At 72.0% G+C, this 21,012-nt stretch carries 22 protein-coding genes; 10 read left to right on the top strand and 12 right to left on the bottom strand.

All coding sequences use genetic code 11. The features are described 5' to 3' along the window. Nucleotides 1-6: 6 nt before the first annotated feature. From ACLJN9_RS06775 to ACLJN9_RS06755, 5 genes are all read right to left on the bottom strand, one after another. On the bottom strand, nt 7-663 hold the full coding sequence (locus tag ACLJN9_RS06775) for an HAD family hydrolase (RefSeq protein WP_410810238.1): 657 nt from the start codon (nt 661-663) through the stop codon (nt 7-9). A gap of 65 nt (nt 664-728) precedes the next feature. After that, nucleotides 729-1,559, bottom strand: a complete 831-nt coding sequence (locus ACLJN9_RS06770; protein ID WP_410810784.1) for an SCO6745 family protein — start codon at nt 1,557-1,559, stop codon at nt 729-731. Nucleotides 1,560-1,748: 189 nt separating this feature from the next. Beyond that, a complete protein-coding gene (locus ACLJN9_RS06765; RefSeq protein WP_410810237.1) occupies nt 1,749-2,471 on the bottom strand; it encodes an FKBP-type peptidyl-prolyl cis-trans isomerase in 723 nt (240 codons plus the stop codon). 111 nt (nt 2,472-2,582) lie between these two features. Continuing rightward, the gene (locus ACLJN9_RS06760; protein WP_410810236.1) at nt 2,583-3,221 is read right to left on the bottom strand and encodes a DUF4241 domain-containing protein; all 639 of its coding nucleotides are present in this window, start codon (nt 3,219-3,221) and stop codon (nt 2,583-2,585) included. Nucleotides 3,222-3,294: 73 nt separating this feature from the next. Then, the gene (locus tag ACLJN9_RS06755) at nt 3,295-4,317 is read right to left on the bottom strand and encodes a Ku protein (RefSeq protein WP_410810235.1); all 1,023 of its coding nucleotides are present in this window, start codon (nt 4,315-4,317) and stop codon (nt 3,295-3,297) included. A gap of 85 nt (nt 4,318-4,402) precedes the next feature. On the opposite strand from ACLJN9_RS06755, the gene ligD (ACLJN9_RS06750) reads away from it, so the two are divergent. The 4 genes from ligD (ACLJN9_RS06750) (at nt 4,403) to ACLJN9_RS06735 (ending at nt 8,412) form a co-directional block, all read left to right on the top strand. Beyond that, complete coding sequence (gene ligD / locus ACLJN9_RS06750) at nt 4,403-5,344, top strand: non-homologous end-joining DNA ligase (RefSeq protein ID WP_410810234.1); 942 nt, start codon at nt 4,403-4,405, stop codon at nt 5,342-5,344. Continuing rightward, entirely contained in the window at nt 5,334-6,245 is a 912-nt protein-coding gene (gene ligD / locus ACLJN9_RS06745; protein WP_410810233.1) for a non-homologous end-joining DNA ligase, read from the top strand. The genes ligD (ACLJN9_RS06750) and ligD (ACLJN9_RS06745) overlap by 11 nt, the downstream gene beginning before the upstream one ends. Nucleotides 6,246-6,345: 100 nt before the next feature. Beyond that, entirely contained in the window at nt 6,346-6,903 is a 558-nt protein-coding gene (locus ACLJN9_RS06740; RefSeq protein WP_410810232.1) for a TetR/AcrR family transcriptional regulator, read from the top strand. Between the two features lie 84 nt (nt 6,904-6,987). Continuing rightward, on the top strand, nt 6,988-8,412 hold the full coding sequence (locus ACLJN9_RS06735) for an MFS transporter (RefSeq protein ID WP_410810231.1): 1,425 nt from the start codon (nt 6,988-6,990) through the stop codon (nt 8,410-8,412). A gap of 66 nt (nt 8,413-8,478) precedes the next feature. Here the strand turns inward: ACLJN9_RS06735 and ACLJN9_RS06730 are convergent, their stop codons facing one another. Next, nucleotides 8,479-9,627 (bottom strand): hypothetical protein, encoded by a 1,149-nt coding sequence (locus ACLJN9_RS06730; RefSeq protein ID WP_410810230.1) that lies wholly within the window; start codon nt 9,625-9,627, stop codon nt 8,479-8,481. Nucleotides 9,628-9,768: 141 nt separating this feature from the next. On the opposite strand from ACLJN9_RS06730, the gene ACLJN9_RS06725 reads away from it, so the two are divergent. After that, nucleotides 9,769-10,524 (top strand): TIGR03089 family protein, encoded by a 756-nt coding sequence (locus ACLJN9_RS06725; protein ID WP_410810229.1) that lies wholly within the window; start codon nt 9,769-9,771, stop codon nt 10,522-10,524. Between the two features lie 112 nt (nt 10,525-10,636). On the opposite strand, the gene ACLJN9_RS06720 is transcribed toward ACLJN9_RS06725, so the two are convergent. Continuing rightward, entirely contained in the window at nt 10,637-10,903 is a 267-nt protein-coding gene (locus ACLJN9_RS06720; RefSeq protein WP_410810228.1) for a hypothetical protein, read from the bottom strand. Between the two features lie 479 nt (nt 10,904-11,382). On the opposite strand from ACLJN9_RS06720, the gene ACLJN9_RS06715 reads away from it, so the two are divergent. Further along, complete coding sequence (locus ACLJN9_RS06715) at nt 11,383-11,592, top strand: GntR family transcriptional regulator (protein WP_410810227.1); 210 nt, start codon at nt 11,383-11,385, stop codon at nt 11,590-11,592. Nucleotides 11,593-11,598: 6 nt separating this feature from the next. Here the strand turns inward: ACLJN9_RS06715 and ACLJN9_RS06710 are convergent, their stop codons facing one another. From ACLJN9_RS06710 to ACLJN9_RS06700, 3 genes are all read right to left on the bottom strand, one after another. Further along, nucleotides 11,599-11,787 (bottom strand): hypothetical protein, encoded by a 189-nt coding sequence (locus ACLJN9_RS06710; protein ID WP_410810226.1) that lies wholly within the window; start codon nt 11,785-11,787, stop codon nt 11,599-11,601. Between the two features lie 276 nt (nt 11,788-12,063). Beyond that, nucleotides 12,064-12,852 (bottom strand): hypothetical protein, encoded by a 789-nt coding sequence (locus ACLJN9_RS06705; protein ID WP_410810225.1) that lies wholly within the window; start codon nt 12,850-12,852, stop codon nt 12,064-12,066. A gap of 143 nt (nt 12,853-12,995) precedes the next feature. Beyond that, on the bottom strand, nt 12,996-14,675 hold the full coding sequence (locus tag ACLJN9_RS06700; protein ID WP_410810224.1) for a DNA repair helicase XPB: 1,680 nt from the start codon (nt 14,673-14,675) through the stop codon (nt 12,996-12,998). Between the two features lie 163 nt (nt 14,676-14,838). Between ACLJN9_RS06700 and ACLJN9_RS06695 the strand changes: the two genes are divergently transcribed. Then, nucleotides 14,839-15,723: a L,D-transpeptidase family protein gene (locus ACLJN9_RS06695; RefSeq protein ID WP_410810223.1), complete on the top strand. Its 885-nt coding sequence runs from the start codon at nt 14,839-14,841 to the stop codon at nt 15,721-15,723. Nucleotides 15,724-15,816: 93 nt separating this feature from the next. Continuing rightward, nucleotides 15,817-16,053, top strand: a complete 237-nt coding sequence (locus ACLJN9_RS06690; RefSeq protein ID WP_410810222.1) for a hypothetical protein — start codon at nt 15,817-15,819, stop codon at nt 16,051-16,053. 35 nt (nt 16,054-16,088) lie between these two features. On the opposite strand, the gene ACLJN9_RS06685 is transcribed toward ACLJN9_RS06690, so the two are convergent. Next, entirely contained in the window at nt 16,089-18,575 is a 2,487-nt protein-coding gene (locus tag ACLJN9_RS06685; protein ID WP_410810221.1) for a helicase-associated domain-containing protein, read from the bottom strand. A gap of 84 nt (nt 18,576-18,659) precedes the next feature. Between ACLJN9_RS06685 and ACLJN9_RS06680 the strand changes: the two genes are divergently transcribed. Together ACLJN9_RS06680 and ACLJN9_RS06675 are read left to right on the top strand one after the other, a co-directional pair. Beyond that, nucleotides 18,660-19,283, top strand: a complete 624-nt coding sequence (locus ACLJN9_RS06680) for an HAD family hydrolase (RefSeq protein ID WP_410810220.1) — start codon at nt 18,660-18,662, stop codon at nt 19,281-19,283. 28 nt (nt 19,284-19,311) lie between these two features. Next, the gene (locus tag ACLJN9_RS06675; protein WP_410810219.1) at nt 19,312-19,698 is read left to right on the top strand and encodes a cold-shock protein; all 387 of its coding nucleotides are present in this window, start codon (nt 19,312-19,314) and stop codon (nt 19,696-19,698) included. On the opposite strand, the gene ACLJN9_RS06670 is transcribed toward ACLJN9_RS06675, so the two are convergent. Beyond that, on the bottom strand, nt 19,659-20,507 hold the full coding sequence (locus tag ACLJN9_RS06670; protein WP_410810218.1) for a 1,4-dihydroxy-6-naphthoate synthase: 849 nt from the start codon (nt 20,505-20,507) through the stop codon (nt 19,659-19,661). The two genes, ACLJN9_RS06675 and ACLJN9_RS06670, sit on opposite strands and share 40 nt — an antisense overlap. Nucleotides 20,508-21,012: the final 505 nt, after the last annotated feature.

Below are 21,012 nucleotides of genomic sequence, written 5' to 3'. Positions count from 1 at the left end.
CCCACCTCAACCGAGTCGCGCCACCAGCTCCGGAGTGAGCAGGTCGATCGAGGGCAGCAGCACGGCCGCCAGCGCCTCCGCGTCCGGATCCAGCGGGTAGGAGCCGTGCGGCACGGCCACCACCCGGCAGCCGGCGGCGGCCGCCGAGCGGACTCCGTTAGAGGAGTCCTCCACCGCCACGCACCGGGCCGGGTCGACGCCCATCCGAGCCGTCACCGCCAGCCAGACGTCCGGTGCCGGCTTGCCGCGCTCGGTCTCCTCGGTCGACAGGGTCGCGCCGAACGCATCGGCCAGGCCCGTCGCGTCCAGCGCCGCCGCGATCAGCCGGGTCGGCGACGAGCTGGCCAACCCCAGCCGCCACCGTGCGGCCAGCCGGCGCACCACCCGGTCGGCGTCGTCGATCAGCGGTACGTGCTGCGCGTACCGCCGGGTCATCTCCTCGACCACCTCGTCGGCGACCTGCCGGGCGGTGCGTGTCACGCCCAGCTCGCCACTGAGGTAGTCGGCCCACTCGCCGGTGCTCATTCCCATCAGCCGCCGCTGGGTGTCCGGCTGCCAGGTGCCGCCGTGCGCCGCCACGTACGCCCGTCGGACCTCCTCCCAGACCGGTTCGGAATCCACGATCACGCCGTCCAGGTCGAAGAGCACCGCATCCACCGCCATGGCCTCATCCTGCCGGAGCGATTGGCCGCCGCCGTGCCGGCCCGCCGCGTGAGCCGCCGCCCGGGTCAGCTCGACCGGGCGACCGGCAGACCGATCGGGCTCTGCCGGGGAATGATCGTGCGGCATCGACGAGCGATCGGGTCGAGCAGCTCGCGTAGCCGCCGAGCGCGCTCGTCCCCCAACTCGACCCACGGGTGGGCAGCCGCCCGGTCGGTGGCCTGCTCGACGGCCTGGAACGTGCTGCTCCCGTGCTCGGTGGGTGCGTACTCCGCGGTCAGCCAGCCCTTGGCAACCAGCCGTTGCTCCGCGGCTGTCCACTCGTCGTCGGTCCAGCCCCGGGCCGGCTGGTGGAACGCGCGGGACTGGTCCACCCGGCAGCGCCACGCCAGCACCTCCAGCGGGTCGAGCCCGGTGGTGAGCAGCGCACCGACGTGCCCGTCGCCGCGGTGCTCGCGCAGGGTGGTGGCGGCCTGCCAGAGGCGGGCCAGCGGGTACTCCCCGACGGGCAGCGCCGCGTTGACGGCACCGAGCACCCGGCCGGCCGTCTGTACGTTCGCGGCGGCCCGCTCCAGCAGACCGGCCGCCTCGGCCAGGTGCTCCTCCGGCAGCTCGTACGTCAGCTCCGCGAGGGCCTGCACGGCACCGGTCAACCGGGCGCGCAGGGCCTCCTGCGGGGTGACCAACCGCCACACGGCCGGCAGCGCCCGGCTCACCATCGGCGGTGCGAAACTGAAGAACGCGGCGATCACCGGTGCCGCCTCGGCGGCGCCCAGCGGCGCGGCCCGTCCGGCGAAGTAGCCCCGCCAGTAGCCGCGCAGGCCCACGGCCTCGTACGCGGCGCGGGCCCGCGGGTGGAAGTAGGTGACCGCGTGCACCGGCTCGACGTGCGTCCACATCAACCGGGCGGTCCGCCCCTGTTCGTCCAGCGCCGTCACGTGCACCTCCGCGTCCCGGTCCCGGATGCTCACCCCGGGCGGCAAACCGCCCGGGGTGACGCCGAACCTACTGCCGGTGGGTGACGGGCCGGAAGCCCCTTGGAAACAACTCCATCGCGCTCCGGCGACAACCGGGGCGATCCGGACGCCTCACTTGGCGGCGAGCACGTCCACCACGAAGCGCAGCGGGCCGGTGGGCCGACCGCCGGCCGCAGCCTCGTCGTTGCCGTACGCCAGCTCACCCGGAATGTCGAGCTGCACCCGGCTGCCCACGGTCACGCCGACCAGAGCCTGGTCCCAGCCGGGGATGACCTGGCCCACGCCGATCGGGAAGGAGGCCGGCTGCCCGCCGTTCCAGGAGGAGTCGAACTCCTTGCCGTCCTTGTAGAACACGCCCACGTAGTTGGTGGTGATGGTCTGCCCCTTCGTGACCGCCGGGCCGGTGCCCTTGATCAGCGAGGTGACCGCGAGCTTCTTCAGCTCACCCTTGCCCGCCGCCACCTTCGGCTTGCTGCCCAGCGCCGGGTCGGCACCGGCCGGCAGCTGCGGGGCGGGGGGTGCGACGGCGTCGTCCGGCGCAGGACCGGAAGCGGACGCGGACGCGGAGGAGGTCGAACCGGCCTGGTTCGCGGGCTTGTCGTCGTTCTGGCCGACAATCACGAAGACGGTGATCAGCACCGCCACCACGGCGACACCGGCGAGCCCCCCGGCCCACGCCTGGCGGCGCCGCTTCGCCTCGGCCGCCTTCTGCGCCGCCAGCTGGGCGGCCAGCCGGCGGCCCGCCTTGGTTGCCGGACCCTGGCCTTCCGACCGGTTCTCCTGCGTGCGCTCGCTCACGTCGTCGACTCCCTGCTGCGAAGGTGTGGCCGGCACCGAAGCGCCGGGGGGAAAGCCGACGCACACGGTACTCGCCCAGCCGCCCGCTGTGCCCGCCCCGGACCGGTCGAATCACCCTGCGGCACCGTTACGAGCATTCGGGGGTCGCTAATCAGGGACCACCATGAAGTCGGTCACGAACGAGGTCACCCGGCCGTCGGCGGCCCGCCCGATCCAGGTGCCGTAGCAGCCGTCCCCCCAGCCCGTCGCGACGGTGACGACGTTGGCGCCGGTGGCGTCGTCCAGGACCGCGGTGATCAGCCCCGGCACCGGCGAGGCGGGCAGTTCGGCCGGAATGAAGACCTCCTCCACCTGATCTTCGTCCCAGCCTTCGAGGACGCTGAGCGCCGTCGGGTCGGCGAGGGTGCCGGCGCCGGCGTCCACCCCGTATCCGAAGTAGTCGTCCGTGCCGAGGGTCGCGACGTCCTGGTCGCCGGCGACGGCCAGCTCCCAGCGGACCGTCGGCTCGTCGGAGAGCACCAGCTCCAGCGCGGCCACCCGCCTGTCCACCTCGGCGTCCTCCCGCAGCACCACCGCCACCCAGGCCCGGGCGGGATGCCGGCCCGGCGGCACCGTGACCGTGAACGGCTCGGCCTCCGGGCAGACCAGCGGGTCACACCCGACCACCCGGCCGGTCGGTAGCACGATGTCGCCCACCGGGTGGGCCTCGACGAGGTACGCCCCGTGCTCGTCGGTGAAGCGGGCACCGGGCGTCAACAACCGGTCCAGGTCAGGGGTGTACGGCATGGGAGCTCCTCCGGTGGCCAGCGGCCGGCGGAGCGTACCCGGTGCGGCAGACGCCCTCGGCGCTGCCGTGCGGTCAGGCGGTCTTGCGGGGCGCGGCCTTCTTCTTCGCCGGCTCCGCCTTCTTGGCCGCAGTCTTTCCCGCGGCGGTCTTTGCCGCCGGTTCGGCCTTCTTGGCCGGAGTCTTCTTCGCGGCGGTCTTCTTCGCCGGCGCCTTGGCCGCCTTCTTCTCGGCCGCCTTCTGCGCCGAACGCGCCGACGAGATGGGCGTCGGCTCGCCACCACCGCCGCCGCCACCGCCGCCGCCGCGGGCGGGCTCGCCGCGGGCCGCCTTGGCGCGCTCCACCGACGCCTTGAGCGCGGCCATCAGGTCGACCGCCGCGGCCGGGGCCTCCTCGGCCTCCTCCGGCTGGACGACCTCCCGACCCTCCACCTTGGCGTCGATGACCTCCTGCAACGCCGCCCGGTAGTCGTCGGTGAAGACGTCCGGCTCGAACTCGCCGGTCATCGAGTCGATCAGCGAACTGGCCATCGCCAGCTCCGGGGGGCGCACCTTCAGGTCCTCGTCGAGGAAACCGAAGTCCGGGGTACGGATCTCGTCCGGCCAGAGCATGGTGTTGAGCAGCAGCACGCCCTCGCGGACCCGCAGGGTGGCGAGTTGCTCCCGCTGGCGCAGCGCCACCTTCACGATGGCCACCCGCTCCGAGTCGGTCAGCGCGTCGCGCAGCAGCACGTACGGCTTGGTCGCCGTGCCCTCCGGCTCCAGGAAGTACGCCTTGTTGTAGAGGATCGGATCAACCTGCTCGGCCGGGACGAACTCCAGCACGTCGATCGCGCGGGAGCTGGTCAGCGGCAGGTCGGCGAAGTCCTCGTCGGTGAGGATCACCATCTCGCCGCCGCCGATGTCGTAGCCCTTGGCGATGTCGTCGTAGGTGACCTCCTCGCCGCAGACCGAGCAGGTGCGCTTGTAGCGGATCCGGCCGCCGTCCTCACGGTGGACCTGGTGGAACCGGATGTCCTTCTCCTCGGTGGCGGAGTAGAGCTTCACCCCGATCGAGACGAGCCCGAACGACACGGCTCCCTTCCAGATGGCACGCATCCTGCGCTCCCTTCCCCGGTATCGACCATGCTCGCATCCGAAAGAACCGGAAGCGAGGTGTTCGGCCTGCTACTACAGTCGGGTCGTGCCCGGCGCGCCGCTCCAGCCGATGCTCGCGATGACCGGGCCGCTCCCGGCGGGTGACGGCTGGGCGTACGAGTTCAAGTGGGACGGGGTACGCGCGCTGGCCGACATCGCCGGCGGCGGTCAGCACCTGTACGCCCGATCCGGCGTGGAGATCACCGCCGCGTACCCCGAACTGGCCACCCTGCACGAGCAGGTCGACGACGCACTGCTCGACGGCGAGGTGGTGCTGCTCGGCGAGACCGGGCAGCCCTCGTTCACCGCCTTGGCGGAGCGGATGCACGTGCGGGACCGGAACAGGGCCGCCCGGCTGGCCGCGGTCATGCCGGTCACGTACATGATCTTCGACCTGCTCCGCCTGCACGGCGAGGACCTGACCGGCTGGTCGTACGAGCGCCGCCGGGACGCCCTGGACGCGCTCGCGCTCGGCGGCGCCCGGTGGGCGGTGCCGCCGGTGTTCGCCGACGGCCCGGCCACCTACGAGGCGGCCGGCGAGCACGGCCTGGAGGGGGTGATGGCCAAGCGCGTCGCCGCCGTCTACCGCCCCGGCGTGCGCTCGCCGGACTGGGTGAAGGTCAAACTGGAGGTGACCGGCGATTTCGTCATCGGCGGCTGGCGACCGGGTGCGCGCCGGATCGGCGGGCTGCTGGTCGGGGTGCCCGGCCCGGACGGCCGGCTGATCTACCGGGGTCGGGTCGGCGGTGGCATCGGCGCGGCCGTCGAGCGCCAACTCCTCGCCGAGTTGGAGCCGCTGCGCTCCGGCGTGTCTCCGTTCGCGCCCGGTGTGCCGCGCGAGGATGCCCGGGGCGCCATCTGGGTAACTCCCCGGGTGGTGGTGGAGGTGAAGTACGGGCAACGCACCCCCGATGGCCGGCTGCGCTTCCCCCGGGTGCTGCGGTTGCGCCCGGACAAGCCGCCGGAGGAGGTCGACGATGCCGGCTGACCGGCTACGGGTGGACGTCGAGGGTCGCGCGCTCGAGCTGTCCAACCTGGACAAGGTGCTCTATCCGGCGGCCGGCTTCACCAAGGGCGAGGTGATCGACTACTACACCCGGATCTCCCCGGTGCTGCTGCCGCACCTGCGGGACCGGGCACTGACCCGGATCCGATTTCCCAACGGCGTCGACGACAAGTCCTTCTTCGAGAAGAACAAGCCGGCGGCGACGCCGGACTGGGTGCGGGTGGAGACGCTGCCCGCCCCCGGGTCGACCAAGGGCCGGGAGACCATCGACTACGTGGTCGCCGACGACCTGCCCACCCTGGTCTGGCTGGCCAACCTGGCCGCATTGGAGCTGCACACCCCGCAGTGGAGGGTCGGCACGCACCCGGACATGATGGTCGTCGACCTGGACCCGGGGCCTCCGGCGGGGCTCGCCGAATGTTGCCCGGTGGCGGTGCTGATGCGCGACCGGCTCGCTCGCGACGGGATCGAGAGCTATCCGAAGACCTCGGGCAAGAAGGGCATGCAGCTCTGCTGCCCGATCGCCGGCACCCAGACCGCCGATCTTGTTTCCGACTTCGCCCGGCGGATCGCCCAGGAGCTGGAGAAGGCGCACCCGAAGCTGATCGTGTCGAAGATGGCGAAGAACCTGCGACCGGGCAAGGTCTTCATCGACTGGAGCCAGAACAACGCGGCGAAGACCACGGTGGCGCCGTACTCGCTGCGGGCCGAGCGGAAACCGTCCGCCTCCACCCCGCTGACCTGGGACGAGGTCGAGGCCGGCGCCCGCGGCCGGAAGCCGGCCGTCCGCCAGTTCACCGCCGCCGAGGTCCTCGACCGCGTCGAGGAGTACGGCGACCTGCTCGCACCGCTGCTCGACGGCGGCCCGAAGTTGCCGGCCTAGGGCGCCCGAGGGCGGTGCCGAGTCGGCCGGCCACCCGTTCCGTGGCGCGGGCCACCTCGCCTGGTTGTCGATGTAGTGATTGCTCACTAACATCGGTGCCATGAGTGCTGCCGTGCGTCTGAGCGCTGCCGAGCGCCGTGGTCACGTGCTGGCCGCCGCGCGGATCGAGTTCGGTCGTACCGGGTTCTCCGCCACCAGCACCGAGGCGATCGCCCGGCGGGTCGGAGTGTCCCAGCCCTACCTTTTCCGACTCTTCCCATCGAAAAAGGCGATTTTCCTGGCCACGATCGAGGATTGTTTCGACCGGATCGTGCGGTTGCTCGAGGAGGCCGCCGGGGCCGAAACGGGAGAGACCGCGCTCAAGGCGATGGGTCGGGCGTACAACGAACAACTCGACGATCGCTCACTGTTGCAGATGCAGCTGCAGATGTGGGCGACCGCCTGCGAGGACGAGGAGGTCCGCCAGCTCGCGCGCCGGCAGATGGCACGGGTGTGGGGGCTGGCGACCAGGATCTCCGGCGCCAACGACCAGCGGGTCATGCAGTTCATGGCGAGCGGAATGCTGCTCAACGTCTTCGCCGCGATGGATCTGCCCCGGATCAAGGAGCAGTTGGGCGACTCGCTGACGGGCTTGTCGTCACCGCCCGACCCGACCTGACCGAACACCCACCGGCCGGCGGATCGCCGGTGACCGTCGTGTGAACGGCGAAGTTAGTGACTGATCACTACTCAAGGAGCAGAGATGGTACGGAGCGCACGAGCCGGGTGGACCTTTCTGGTCACCGGCATCGCGGTCTTCATGGTCGCGATGGACAACCTGGTGGTGATCAACGCCCTGCCGGTGATGCGGGTCGATCTCGGCACCGGGCTCGAAGGGCTGGAGTGGACGGTGAACGCCTACACGCTCACCTTCGCCGTCTTCCTGCTCACCGGCGCCGCCCTCGGTGACCGCTTCGGTCGCCGTCGGCTCTTCACCGTGGGTTTGGGCATCTTCACGCTGGCGTCGGCGGCCGCCGCGCTGGCCCCCGACATCGGCTGGCTGATCGCCGCGCGCGCCGCCCAGGGAGTGGGCGCGGCGATCCTCACGCCGCTCGCGTTGACCCTGCTCGCCGCCGCGGTGCCAGTGGAACGCAGAGGGGCGGCCTTCGGGATCTTCGGCGCCATGAGCGGGCTCGGCGTCGCCCTCGGACCGGTCATCGGCGGCGCCGTCGTCGAATACTTCTCCTGGCAGTGGATCTTCTGGATCAACGTGCCGGTCGGCCTGCTGCTCCTGCCGCTCGCCCGCACGATGGCCGAGAGCCGGGGCGGCGCCGGACGGCTCGACCTGGCCGGCGTCGGGTTGGCCACCGGTGGACTCTTCGGCGTGGTCTTCGGGCTGATCCGTGGCGGCGGTCACGGCTGGGGCAGCCCGCAGGTGCTCGGCGCGCTGATCGGCGGAGGGCTGCTGGTGCTGGCCTTCGTCGCCTGGCAGGCCCGGGCCGCGCACCCGATGATGCCGCTGACGCTCTACCGCAGCCGCGGCTTCTCCATCGCCAACGCCCTCGGCTTCGTCATGGCGTTCGGGATGTTCGGTGCGGTCTTCCTCGGCGGACAGTTCATGCAGACGGTCCAGCACTACTCGCCCCTGGAGGCCGGGCTCCGGACGCTGCCGTGGACGGCCATGCCGGCGGTGGCCGCACCCCTTTCCGGGCTGCTCGTCGACCGGCTCGGCGCCCGCCGGGTGCTGGTCGTCGCGCTGGTCCTGCAGAGCGCCGGGATCGCCTGGCTGGCCGCGGTGAGCCGCACCGACGTGCCGTACGTTCAGCTGATCCCGCCGTACGTCCTGGCCGGCCTCGGGATGGGGTTGTTCTTCGCGCCGATCGCCCGGACCACCCTCGGGTTCGCACCGCGGCACCTGGAAGGCGTGGCATCGGGCACCGCCAACGCGCTGCGCCAACTGGGCACGGTGCTCGGCATCGCGGTGCTCGGCGCTGTTTTCACGGCCGCCGGCGGGTACGCCAGCGGTGCGGAGTTCGTCGACGGCATGCGGGCCGCCCAGACGGTCGGAGCCATCGTCCTCGCGGCGGCGGCGCTGCTGGCGGTCTTCCTGCCGGCCTCGCCATCCAGGCCCGCCGAGGTGGCGGAGTCGACGATGCCCGGTGCGCCGGTCGCCGTGGCTGCCTCCTGACGCACCATCGGGAAACTGCCGACCTGACCCGCCGGTGGCTCGCTGAGCCACCGGCGGGTCGTTCGCTCAGCTCCGACCGAAGACCGTCCGGCGGCGCAGCCGCCACCAGGCGCCACCGATCAGGACGGCGGTGATCACGGTTACCGCGAGGTCGCCGGCCAGGGACGCCGCTGGCGTCGCCGGGGCGTACGGCGGCACGAGGTACGCGAATCCGGCCGCGCTGACCAGGCTCGCCGTGCCGGCGGCCAGGACGTGCCGCTGTCCCCAGCCGGCGCGACCGGCCCAGTGCACGATCATCGCTCCGACGGTGGCGGCGGCCAGTAGCGCGACGGCCACCCCGAGCCAGCCGGCCACCAGACCGACGGCGAGCTGAGCGGCGAGCACCAGCAGGGCGACCCAGAGTGGGCGTGGTGCCCCTGCCCTGCCGACCGGCACCGGGCCCACGGTCGAGCTCGGCTGTCCCACGGCCGGCGCCTGCTGTTCCGCCGGCGTCAGATCGCCTGCCGGCATCCGATCGGTGACGGGCGGGTGGCGCCGGCCGTGCCGCCAGCGGGGCAGCAGGGCCAGGCTGACCAGGATCAGGGTCAGCGCGGCGGCGCCGACGAGCTGGGCCGGGGTTGCCAGAAAGCCCTTCCGGCCGCCGTCGTCGGAAAAGATCAGCAGGCTGCCCAGCAGATAGAGCACGGCGACGACGGCGAGCCCGCGCCGGCCCAGCCACGGCCGGCTCCGGCGGGCGCGGTCGAGGAAGGACTCCACGAGCGCGATCGGCGCGCACATGCTCAGCAGGATGTGGTTGCCGACGAAGTCGATGACCTGACGGGTGTCGACCCCCATGCCGGGCAGTGGCGTCGTCCGCGCGGCGACCGCGGTACCGGCGTACTCCGTGTGGTCGAGGTAGCCGGGGTTGAACAGCGACTGGTCGACCAGACCAGCCTGGAGCACGCCGAACGCCGCGGCCAGCAGCACGATCGCCGGCCACCCCGCGCCGAGGTGCCGGGCGGTCTCCCGGATCAGGATCGCCGCGCCGCCGTACATCGGGCCGAGGAAGATCACCACTGCGAGGAAGTTGGTCAGGGTGAAGCCACCCCAGGAGCATTCGGCGGCCCAGGGCGCGAGCACGAGCAGCGCCAGCACCGGCGCGAGCCGCCGCCATCGCGGTGCTGCCGGGTCGTCGTCGGCGGGCGCGTCGGTGGCGATGTGGGGCTCGGCTGGCATGAGCGGCTCCTCGGCGGCGCATCGTGGTCACCCGTACGGTGCGCCAGCCACCCGGACGCCCGCCAGGGCCATCGGCCGACGACGGGTGCGACCAAAGTCGTTGGGTAGGGTGGTTCGACGTCGTCACCGGGGAGCGTGGACATGCAGCGAACCGTTGCGGCCGACCTGGCGGCCCGGCCCGCCGATGCCGAGCGTCCGATGCTCAGCTACCGCGACGAGGCGACCGGCGAGCGGGTCGACCTGACCGCGCCGCAGGTCGGCTCCTGGTCGGCGCGCAGCGCCAGCCTGCTGCGGGACGGCTGCGGGCTCGGCCCGGGCAGCCGCGTGGCGGTGTTGCTGCCGCCGCACTGGCGTACCGCTGCGGTTCTGTTGGGTGCCTGGGCCGCCGGCCTGGCAGTGTCGTTCCGGCCGCGCGCCACCGCCGGCCTGCCGGTCCTCGAACCGGGCGGCGACCGGCCGTTCGACGCGGTCCTCGTGACCCCGCAACGGCAGGACGACTGGCTGGAGGACGTACCGGACGCCCCGCACCGCTACCTCGTCGGCACCGGGCCGGGGCGGCTGGCCGACGTGCCGCTGGGCTGGCTCGACTGGTCCGCCGAGGTGCTCCGGCACTCCGACACCACGCCCGACCACACCGCCATCCGCCCGTCCGACCCGGCCAGCGCGGACGGCACCACCTACGGCCAGTGGGGCGCGATCGCCCGAGGAACCGCCGAGAAGCTGGACCTGCGCGCCGGTGACCGGTTGCTGGTCGACGCGGCCGAGCACGAGCAGCCGCTGAAGTGGCTGCTCGCCCCGCTGTCGGTGGGCGCCTCCGTGGTGATCAGCGCCAACCTCGACCCGACCCGGCGGGACGCGGTGGTCGCCGCCGAGCAGGTCACCCGGGTCCTCGCCTAACATGCAGCGCGAGAACGTCCTGAGCCCCCAGTCAGCCGCCCTTCCTCCGGCGTGGTGAAGGCGGCCTGGCTGTCTCCGAGTGAGCGGCTATGGACCTGATGCCGTAAACGATTCAGCGCCGCCGGACCCACGGCGGGCGCGGCGCGCACGCTGAGGTGTGATCGGCCGGCAGGGCACACCGGCCGGCGACGGGCAGTGGACGGTCGCAGAAGACCCAATGTCGTACGCCCTGCTGGTCCTCGGCCGACACGGTGACGCCGCCCGGCTCGACGCGGGCGCTGAGCCGGGCCAGCACGCGGGCGGCGGTCCGGGCGAGGATCCTGGCCCGGAGCAGGTCGGGTCCGGTGACCGGCAGGTGGATCACCCAACGCTCGGTCATCGGTAGCGATGGCTCGTCGACTGGGCGCTCGGCGCGTTCTTGATGCGTTCGATGGGACGTTGTTCCTTGCATCGGCTTCGTGGCCGGCGAATCAGAGTGCGCACGCGGTGACCACCCTTCGTCGGGTCGCGCCGAGGTGGAGGGGGCGGCCTCCGGCCGGTTGCGGGCGGCGGAGACCACCCCGCCCTGCCACCGCAGCCTCGATCGGCGGTCCGGCAGCAGGGCCGCGCCGGGGGAGTGCGGAGGGTGAGGTCCCGGCGGCGATGCGAGACCGGCACGAGAGGCGCCAACCGACCGCAGCAGCACCGCATCACCGAGAGCGACGCTATTGCCACCGAGTCACCTATGTCAAGGATGTCGGCGAGTTAGCTACCCACTTATGTCACTCGCGCTACATGTGTTGCTTGTGTCGAAACGGCTGATCAATACTGGGCGGGCCAACCGACTGCAAGGGGCCCCACGTGCCTATCCCGCCCACGATGGACGAGCTGCTCGACGATCTCCTAGGCAAGATCAAGAACGGTGCCTATCCGCCCGGCTCTCAGCTTCCCTCCGGCCGGGTGCTGGCAGACGAGTACGACGTCTCACAGTCCACGATCAGCCGCGCGGTCGCGACACTGCGGCAGCGGGGCGTGCTGGTGGGTCGTCCGGGTCGCGGCGTCTTCGTCGCGGAATCCACCCGGCGCTGACCCGCGTTAATTCTTCTCCTGGAAGGGTTCCGCCGTCCGGCGATGTTTTCGCGCGAGTATGAAGGCAGCCAGACCAAGGATTGCCAGCGCGCCTGCAATCCAGGCCGAGGTCTGAAACCTCTGCTCGAACGCGAGGGTTTCCGCGCCCTGCTGCTGGATGGCCTCAGGCGTTGGGTCCTGATCAGGCAGGGTCATCCCATTCCAGAATGTGAGGCAGGGAAGCAGACACGAGGCCACCATCAGGAGGACCCCGACGACCCTCAGCACGCGCGCACGGAACACCGCTGCAGGCTCCCACAGCCTCGATTGTCACGCTGTCCCCGGAGGCTCCGGGATCGAGGAAGCGGGGCGTGCCGGCTTCTGGACTGGCCGACGAATGCCAAATCCGCCTGGCGACGGAAGCGGGCGGACAGTAGTCCGAGGTCGCGCGGACAGACGACGCCGGACGCCCCGCGCATCGTGGGCGCTGAATCAGTGCGGGTACTTTCCGAAAGCGCTGCTCAAGGCGGTCTGCGCGGTGCAGCTCATCTCGCCCGGGCTCAACTGCGTGTGCGAGGGACGCCAGAGCTCCGGCCCCTTCGAGGTGACGCGGGCCAGGATGCAGTCGTACTGCGAGGCTCGCAGAGCGATCCCGACCGTGCCGTCCCGCGCGGTGATGTCCTGGCGGATCGCCGGGTCGAGCCGCAGACCGGCGACCGCCGCGCGGACGGCGGCTTCGTCCGAGCCGGCGGACCGCAGGTCGCGCTTCAGGCGGTCGTCGACGCCGTCGAATGACGGGTCCTTGGTGACCGGTACGGGAGCTTGCGTCGGGCATCCGATGTCGTCGTCACGAGTGTCCTTCTTGGGGCCGAGCTGGATCTTGAAGCAGATCTGCTCGTCGCGTTCCCTGATCACCGAGCCGTCCGCGCCGATCTCCACGCCATGGCCGGCTACCTGGATCGTCAGGCTCACACCGGTCTGCCAGTGCGTCTCGCCCGTGACCGCGAGAACCTTGACGTCGGGGTGCTGGCCTGCGGAGTGCGCGTACTTGTCCGCCTGGTAGAGGTGGTCGTACTCGAACTTCTGGAGGACCGTGTCGACCTTCTCGGCGGCGTCGGTCACCGCGCTCTGGTGGAGCCGAATCTCCCGACGGTAGTCGCCGATATCGGTCCGGATGCGGATCTGCAGATTGTCGAGGAAGTGCCACGACAGGCCGCCCACCAGCCCCGCAACCAGAAGCACCACGGCGCCGGACGCCATCCGCTGTGTCCTGCGATCCATGACGGGGAGTATGCCCGCGCCAGGAAATTCGCGCCGTCCCGTAGAAACCCGCGAGCCTGCGCCGGGAGCTGGCCACACAGGCCGCCGAGGACGGCCTGAGCCTCAATCAGTGCGTCCTCCGCAAGCTCCGCACAAAAGAGTGGTCAGTCCACAGTAGGGAGCTTCGGGCCCAGCACGTCGTCGGCGTCGATGATGGTGTACGCGTACCCCTGCTCGGCGAGGAAGCGCTGCCGGTGCGCCGCGTACTCGGTGTCGATCGTGTCCCGGGAGACCACCGTGTAGAAGTGCGCCTGCCGGCCGTCGGCCTTGGGCCGGAGCACCCGCCCCAACCGCTGCGCCTCCTCCTGCCGCGACCCGAAGGTGCCGGACACCTGGATCGCCACCGCCGCCTCGGGCAGGTCGATGGAGAAGTTGCCGACCTTGGAGATGACCAGCGTGCGGATCTCCCCGGACCGGAACGCGTCGAACAACCGCTCCCGCTCCCGGTTGGTGGTCGAGCCCTGGATGATCGGAGCGTCCAGGTATTCGCCGAGCTGGTGCAGCTGGTCGATGTAGGCGCCGATCACCAGCACCTGGTCATCCGGGTGCCGCTGCACGAGAGCACGAACCACCGGCAGCTTGGTGCGGGCGGTTGCCGCCATCCGGTAGCGCTCCTCGGCCTCGGCCGTCGCGTACGACATCCGCTCCGCGTCGGTCAGCGTCACCCGGACCTCGGTGCACTCGGCCGGAGCGATCCAGCCCTGCGACTCGATGTCCTTCCACGGCGCGTCGTACCGCTTGGGGCCGATCAGGCTGAACACGTCGCCCTCACGGCCGTCCTCGCGTACCAGTGTCGCCGTGAGGCCCAGCCGGCGACGGGCCTGGAGGTCCGCGGTGAACCGGAAGATCGGCGCGGGCAGCAGGTGCACCTCGTCGTAGACGACCAGACCCCAGTCGCGCGCCCCGAACAGGTCGAGGTGGGTGAACACGCCGCCGCGCCGCGCGGTGAGCACCTGGTACGTGGCGATGGTGACCGGCCGGATCTCCTTGCGGTCGCCGGAGTACTCCCCGATCTCCTCCTCGGTCAGCGACGTGCGGGCGATCAGCTCCCGCTTCCACTGCCGACCGGCCACCGTGTTGGTGACCAGGATCAACGTGGTCGCCTTCGCCTCGGCCATCGCCGCCGCGCCCACCAGGGTCTTTCCGGCGCCGCAGGGCAGCACCACCACGCCCGACCCGCCGGCCCAGAACGATTCGACAGCTTCCCGCTGGTACGACCGCAGCGTCCACGGCTTGCGGCCGTCCTTGCCGGCCTCGGCCAGCTCGATCGGGTGCGCCTCGCCATCGACGTAGCCGGCCAGGTCCTCCGCCGGCCAGCCCAGCTTGAGCAGAGCCTGCTTGAGCCGGCCCCGCTCGGACGGGTGCACCTGGATGGTGTCGTCGTCGACCTTGTTGCCGAGCATGCCGGCGAGCTTCTTGCTCTTGGCCACCTCGATCAGCACCAGCCGGTCCAGCGCCCGCAGCACCAGGCCGTGTGCCGGGTCGTTGGCGAGTTGGAGCCGGCCGTACCGGTCCATCGTCTCGGCCACGTCCACCAGCAGGGCGTGCGGCACCGGATAGCGCGAATACTTCAGCAGCGCGTCCACCACCGCCTCGGCGTCGTGCCCTGCGGCCCGGGCGTTCCACAGGCCGAGCGGGGTCAGCCGGTACGTGTGCACGTGCTCGGGAGAGCGCTCCAGCTCGGCGAAGGGCGCGATCGCCATCCGGCAGGCCTGGGCGTCCGGGTGGTCGATCTCCAGCAGCAGGGTCTTGTCCGACTGAACGATCAGTGGTCCACCGCTCACGCCAGCGTCCTCTCCTCGGTTGGCCGACCAGCCGCTCACCCGCCGCCGGCCGACCATCCAGTGTTGCACGGTGCCGACTGTCGGAAGAAAGATGCGCGGCGGGCGCAACCAAGACGGCAGCTGTGAACGTCTAGCAATGGGACGACTGTTCAGGGGAGGTCCGATGAAACGTGTCAGGGTCATTTCCCGACTTGTCGCTCTGATGGTGGTCACGCTGGTCGGCGCCGGTGCGTGTGCGTTCGATCCGCAGGCCGGCGGGGGTGGTGGCGGGGGAGCCGCCCCGGCGGGTGCGGCGGAACAGACAACGGGGGCGAGCGGCACGCCCGGGCCGGACCAGCGTGGCCGGCCTCCGGCGGCCGGGCCGACGCCGACGCGGAGCGCCGCGCCGAAACCCACACCGAAACCAACTCGCAGCACCCCGGCACCGACCACCACCAGCACCGTCGCACCAGCCGCCGGCTGCGCGCAGGGCGAGCAGCAGCGCGCGGTGGAGACGTACCTGACCAGGTTGGGCGGGTTCGGGCCGGTGACCGTGGACGGCCGGCAGTCCGCCGCCGACTGCGCGGCGATCAAGAAGTTCCAGCGGCGGTACGGAATTCGCCCCGCTGAGGGTCGCGCCGGGCCCACCACCTACGACGTGGCCAAGCGGCTCGCCACCACCGATCCGGCCAGTTGCGGGGCCGGCTCGGGCACCACGTTCTGTGTGGACCTGACCCGGCAGACCGTCTGGGCCGTCCGGGGCGGAAAGGTGATCATGGCGCCGACGGTGACCCGGACCGGCATGTCCGGCTACCGCACCCCCGCCGGCACCTACAAGGTCAACTACCGCAATCCGAAGGAGTGGTCCAACCCGTACGAGGTGTGGCTGCCGTACTGGCAACACTTCACCCAGGGGATGGGCTTCCACGAGACCACCACCTACCTGCACGAGAAGTCGATCGGCTCGCACGGCTGCGTCAACCTGTTGCACGTCGACGCCGTCCGGATGTGGGAGCTGGGGAAGGTCGGCACGCGGGTGGTGCTGATCGGCCGCCGCCCCGGCACCTGAGCCACGCGGCGAAACGCGGAAACAACCCCCTGTCCGACCGGTCCGGCGAGTGACACCCTGGGAGTCCAGGACCGACCGGCGGGGAGGGCGGGTATGACGGTCGACCGTGACGTGATCGAAGCACATGAGCAGGCACCACCCGACGAGGTCTCCCGCGCGACCGTCATCGCGTACGCCGTCGCGGCGACACTCCTCGTCGGGTGGTTCCTCTTCGGTTGGCTGGTGCAGAGACAGGGCTTCATCAACTCGGTGGGGGAGTCCGCCGGCGCCGGTTCCGCACTCCTGTTGATCATCGCAGTCGTCGGCACCGTACGTCGCAGCCGTCGCTGACCGGCGCGGCCCGGCTGCCGCCCGACGCCCCTCGGTCAGTCCGCCACCACCGCCGCGGTGATCCGGTGCAGCGCGAAGGTGTGCAGCATCTCGGTGCGCTCATCCTCGGCGCGCAGGTAGCCGGCGCCGATCGAGACCGGTTTGACCAGCCGTGAAGCTGTGGCCCCGTGCGCGTCCACGTACCCCACCCAGACCAGCACCCGGTCCCGGACCGCCTGTTGGAGCACGGCCAGCGCCTCGCTGTGCGTGTGCGCCGGCACCGGGCCGCCACCGAGCCCCGCCGCCCCACCGCGAACCACCGCCGGTGCCCGTCGGGCCGCCCGCGCCGCCGCCTCCCCCCGTCGGATCTGCTCCACCACACCCAGCAGTCGTGGCATGGGCAGCTTCTGGACGGCCAACGGATCCAGCGTCCGGGCGGTCACCGTCACCCGGGCCGGCGCTCGCCGGATCCGCGGCCGGGAGAGCACCGTGCTGCCGCTGGCGTCCTCGGGCACCGGGGCGTACCCGGCGTCCCGTAGCGCGTTCAGCAGTCGACCGACCTGGTACGGGGTGCTCAGCACCGTCGGCGCCAGCCGGCGGAGCGTCAAGGACTCCAACCGCCGGTCGGCCAGCACCTCGCTGAGCAGCGCCTCGTCGTCGCTGCGCAGGTACGCCCCGGCCGAGCCGACCCGCAGCCCACCGTGCTTGCGGGCCACGTCGTCCACCAGATAGCTGAGCCCCTGCGGCACCGGTGTGCGGGACCGCCGCCGGAACAACTCGTGCAGGTCGTCAGCCGAGTAGCCGGCATCCAGCGCCCGCCGGATGCTCGCCGTGGTGACCCGGTGCACGCTCGCCCCACCGGCCGACTCGAGTTCGGTCATCGCCTCCAACTCGGCGGCGAGTGCCGGCTCGGGCGGCCCGGGCACCACCACGGTCAGGTCGGCCTGCACGAGGAAGTGGTCGATCGGGGCGGGCAGCAGCGCGTCCAGCGCTCGGGCGGCACCCGACGGGTCACCGCTCTCGACGTCCGCGTGCAACCCCAGCGGGTCGTCGCCGCTCCGCTCGTCGGCAGAGGTCACGTCGTCCAGCAGCAGCCGACCGTACGACGTGAGCGCGCCCAGACCGGTGACGCCGAGCTGCGCCGCCTCGGCCAGCACCTCCCGGTGGGCGGCCTCCCGGCCCCGGCTGCGCCGCGGCGCCCGCCAGTCCAGCAGGGCCTGCACCTCCTCGGGGGTGGGCGCGGTCGCCGGCTCCAGGTCAGCGAGCACGCCGAGCACCGCCCGCCGGGTGGCTGGTGCGCCGGCCCGCTCGGCCTCGGCGGAGAGGGCGGTGATCGGCCGGTCCCGGTCGTCGCGTCGGCCGACCAGACCCACCTGGCGGCTCATCGTCAGCCACGAGCGGGCGAGATGCTCCCAGCGCTGTGCCAGCGAGGCGGCACGCCACACCTCGTACCCGCCGGTCGGCAACACCTGCTGGTCCGCCCCGTACCGCGTGGTCGTCGCGCCGGGCAGCTCCAGCTCGCCGGCGAGCCCCGCCGCGTACGCGACCTCCAGCAGCAGCGCGGCGGTCGGCTCGTCCAACCCGGCGGTACGGGCCAGCCGGCGCAGGTCCCGGACACCGATACCGCCCGAGCGCAGCACCGGCGCGGGTTCGACGGCGAGCTGCTCCAGCAGCCCTTCGGTGTGCCGAACCACCTCCATGGTCTGCCCGGCCCCGGCCGAGTCGACCGCCTTGGCCTCGCGTGGCGCGGCGGCCACCGGCGGCGGGCTGGTGCGCAGCGGGCCGAGCGGGCCGCTGTCGCGGCGCAGCAGCAGGCCGACCTCGCGGGGCAGTTCCACCGTGCCGCTGGCCGTCGACGAGCCGTTCGACACGGATACGAGCAGTCGGTTGTCGACCAGCCAGCGCACCGGGGAGCCGGCCGGGGCGCCGCCGTTGGTCGGGTCCGAGAGCACGGGATCCTCCGCGCCGAGCGGCGGCGCCTGCAACGCGCCCGGGGGCACGCTGCCCACCGGCGGGCCGGCGGCCAACCGGTCCAGGATCGCCCGGGCGGAGGGCGGCGCGGCGAGCAGCGTCCGGCGCAGCTTCGCCGGGTCCGCGCAGAGGGCGGCCGTGCGTGGGTCCAGCTCCGCGGCCGGGCGACCGAGCCCCGCGGGGTACGGGGCGACCTCGTCGACGGCGGTCACCACCTGGAGCGCGTGCTCCGGGCCGTAGAGCAGGAAGAGCGCGCGTAGCCGGCCGACAGCGGCACGGATGGCCGCCGGCGCCGGTGGGCGGGGCCCGGCGGTCGCCATGGCGAGCACGGCGTCGGTGGCCGTGGTGTCCTCGTCCGGATCCCGGGTGAGTCGGGCGGCGTCGAGGATCTGGAGGGTGAACTGGTCCAGCCCGTCCAGCGCGCGGGCCACCGAGACCCGGGACTGGGCCCGGATGGCCAGGGCCGAGATGTCGGCCGGCACGGGCACGACGAGGTCGGGCCGCAGCTGGAGAAGGGCGGCCAGCGACTCGTCGGGTAGCGACCGCAGGTGGTCGGCGAGTGAGGTGGTCATCGTGTTTCCACGCTAGCCCGGCATCGGCCCGTCGCGCCCCTCGGACGTCCTCGTGGCTGTGAGTCGCCGGGTACGTTTCTCGACATGCCCGCTCTGACCGTCGGATTCGATCTCGACATGACCCTGGTCGACTCCCGCCCCGGCATCGCCGCGGCCTTCCGGGCGCTGACGGCCCGGACCGGCGTGCCGGTGGACGCCGACCTGGCGGTGTCCCGGCTCGGCCCACCGCTGCGCACCGAGATCGCGCACTGGTTTCCGCCGGAGGAGGTCGAGTCGGCTGTGCACGTCTACCGCGAGCTGTACCCCGCGTACGCGATCACCCCGACGGTGCCGCTGCCCGGCGCGCAGGCGGCGATCGACATGATTCGCGCCCGGGGCGGTCGTGTGCTGGTCGTCACGTCCAAGCTCGGCCGACTGGCCCGGCTGCACCTGGACCACCTCGGCCTGGTCGTCGACGAGTTGGCCGGCGACCTGTTCGCCGAGGAGAAGGCGACCGCACTGCGCGAGTACGGAGCGACCCACTACGTCGGGGACCACGTGGCGGACATGGTGGCGGCGAGGGTGGCCGAGGTGCCCGGGATCGGTGTCGCGACGGGGCCGTGCTCCCCGGACGAACTGCTGGCAGCCGGGGCGGCCGTGGTGCTGGATGATCTCACCGGATTCCCAGCGGCGCTCGACGGAGTGATCCAGCTAGCCTTGGAGCAGTAGACGGCTCAAGTGAAGCAGGGGATCTCAGGTGCCTACGGGTCGAGTGAAGTGGTACGACACGGCCAAGGGATACGGCTTCGTCACCAGTGACGAGGGCGGCGACGTGTTCCTGCCCAAGGCCGCGCTGCCGGCGGGCGTGGCCGATCTCAAGGGTGGCCAGCGGGTCGACTTCAGCGTGGTGGACAGCCGGCGGGGTGCGCAGGCCATGGGAGTCAAGCTGCTCGACGCTCCGCCGTCGATGGCGGAGTTGCGCCGCCGGCCGGCCGAGGAGCTGCACGGACTCGTCGAGGACATGATCAAGGTGTTGGAGGCGAAGGTCCAGCCGGACCTGCGCCGGGGCCGGTATCCGGACCGGAAGGCCGCGCAGAAGATCGCTCAGCTGGTCCACGCGGTGGCGAACGAGCTGGAGGTCTGAGGCACCAGCCCGGCGGTGGCGGCCCGATCCAGTAGCGCCGCCACCGCGGCGAATCCGGCCTCGCCCAGGTCGGCGGTGAACTCGTTGACATAGAGACCGATGTGCCGGTCCACCACGTCGAGTTCCATTTCCTGAGCGTGCGCGAGCACGTACTCCCGGCTGGCGGCCGGGTCCGCCCAGGCCTGCCGGACCGACTCACGGACCCAGCCGGCGGCGGCCTCCGGGTCCACCGCCCCGCGCCGGGCGAGGATCGCGCCGAGGGGGATGGGTAGGCCGGTGTCGGCCTCCCACCACTCGCCGAGGTCGACCAGCGCGGTCAGGCCGTGCCGGTGGTAGGTGAACCGGGCCTCGTGGATGACCAGACCGGCGTCGTAGCGGCCGGCCGCTACGCCCGGCATGATCTCGTGGAACGGGACCACCTCGATCCGGGCCGGCGGCCGTCCCGCCGACCAGAGTCGGAACAGCAGGTAGGCGGTGGTCCGATCGCCCGGCACCGCCACCGTGGCACCGGTCAGGTCGCTTCGGTCCGGCCCGCCGTCGCGGTCACCCCGGGTGAGCACCAGCGGGCCACAGCCGCGCCCGAGAGCTCCGCCACAGGGCAGCAGATGGTAGTCGTCGAGCAGCCACGGCAGTGCCGCGAAACTCACCTTCACCAGGTCGAACGCCCCCTGCTCGGCTGCCGTGTTGGTGACGTCCACGTCCGCGTACGTCACCTCGACCGGCGGCGCGCCGGGCACCCGACCGTGCACCAGGGCGTGGAAGACGAACGTGTCGTTGGGGCAGGGCGAGATCGCCAGGGAGAGCGCCACACCCCCACGGTAGCCCCGCCCCCGCCTCACCACCCGCGCCCACCCCGCCGAGTGTGATCCGCGCCGGACAAGCGGCTGCGGCGAAGTGCGGCACCCGTCGCATGGCGGCATCCCGTCCCTTGGCGGCACCCGGTGGCATGGCGGCATCCCGTCCCTTGGCGGCACCCGGTGGCATGGCGGCGTCCGGTGGCATGGCGGCGTCCGGTCGCATCGAGTCACCCCGTCGCATTGCGGCATCCGGTGGCATTGCGGCGTCCCCTCGCATCGCGGCATCCGGTCGGGCCGCGGCCGGGCACCCACCTTGGGGACCCTTTGGAGCTGATGTCGCAAACGATTCAGACCCAGCGCATGGCGGCGAGGCTTCAGCTGTGGTGGCTCGGACGGTGGTGGTTGGGGTTGTGGGGCTTGGACGGTGGTGGTTGGGGTTGTGGGGCTTGGACGGTGGTGGTTGGGGTTGTGGGGCTTGGACGGTGGTGGTTGGGGTTGTGGGGCTTGGACGGTGGTG

This window comes from Micromonospora sp. 067-2, assembly GCF_046549295.1.
Classification (GTDB): domain Bacteria; phylum Actinomycetota; class Actinomycetes; order Mycobacteriales; family Micromonosporaceae; genus Micromonospora.
Note: the sequence above shows the minus strand (reverse complement) of the source record. Positions and strands in the feature narration are given on the sequence as shown.

Coding starts and splice junctions, on each gene's coding strand:
- ACLJN9_RS06705 (WP_410810225.1), bottom strand. CDS start 12,852: ATGGATCGCAGGACACAGCGGATGGCGTCCGGCGCCGTGGTGCTTCTG.
- ACLJN9_RS06690 (WP_410810222.1), top strand. CDS start 15,817: ATGACGGTCGACCGTGACGTGATCGAAGCACATGAGCAGGCACCACCC.
- ACLJN9_RS06755 (WP_410810235.1), bottom strand. CDS start 4,317: ATGCGTGCCATCTGGAAGGGAGCCGTGTCGTTCGGGCTCGTCTCGATC.
- ACLJN9_RS06680 (WP_410810220.1), top strand. CDS start 18,660: ATGCCCGCTCTGACCGTCGGATTCGATCTCGACATGACCCTGGTCGAC.
- ACLJN9_RS06685 (WP_410810221.1), bottom strand. CDS start 18,575: ATGACCACCTCACTCGCCGACCACCTGCGGTCGCTACCCGACGAGTCG.
- ACLJN9_RS06715 (WP_410810227.1), top strand. CDS start 11,383: ATGGACGAGCTGCTCGACGATCTCCTAGGCAAGATCAAGAACGGTGCC.
- ACLJN9_RS06710 (WP_410810226.1), bottom strand. CDS start 11,787: ATGACCCTGCCTGATCAGGACCCAACGCCTGAGGCCATCCAGCAGCAG.
- ACLJN9_RS06730 (WP_410810230.1), bottom strand. CDS start 9,627: ATGCCAGCCGAGCCCCACATCGCCACCGACGCGCCCGCCGACGACGAC.
- ACLJN9_RS06725 (WP_410810229.1), top strand. CDS start 9,769: ATGCAGCGAACCGTTGCGGCCGACCTGGCGGCCCGGCCCGCCGATGCC.
- ACLJN9_RS06720 (WP_410810228.1), bottom strand. CDS start 10,903: ATGACCGAGCGTTGGGTGATCCACCTGCCGGTCACCGGACCCGACCTG.
- ligD (WP_410810233.1), top strand. CDS start 5,334: ATGCCGGCTGACCGGCTACGGGTGGACGTCGAGGGTCGCGCGCTCGAG.
- ACLJN9_RS06775 (WP_410810238.1), bottom strand. CDS start 663: ATGGCGGTGGATGCGGTGCTCTTCGACCTGGACGGCGTGATCGTGGAT.
- ACLJN9_RS06735 (WP_410810231.1), top strand. CDS start 6,988: ATGGTACGGAGCGCACGAGCCGGGTGGACCTTTCTGGTCACCGGCATC.
- ACLJN9_RS06740 (WP_410810232.1), top strand. CDS start 6,346: ATGAGTGCTGCCGTGCGTCTGAGCGCTGCCGAGCGCCGTGGTCACGTG.
- ACLJN9_RS06695 (WP_410810223.1), top strand. CDS start 14,839: ATGAAACGTGTCAGGGTCATTTCCCGACTTGTCGCTCTGATGGTGGTC.
- ACLJN9_RS06760 (WP_410810236.1), bottom strand. CDS start 3,221: ATGCCGTACACCCCTGACCTGGACCGGTTGTTGACGCCCGGTGCCCGC.
- ACLJN9_RS06770 (WP_410810784.1), bottom strand. CDS start 1,559: ATGTGGACGCACGTCGAGCCGGTGCACGCGGTCACCTACTTCCACCCG.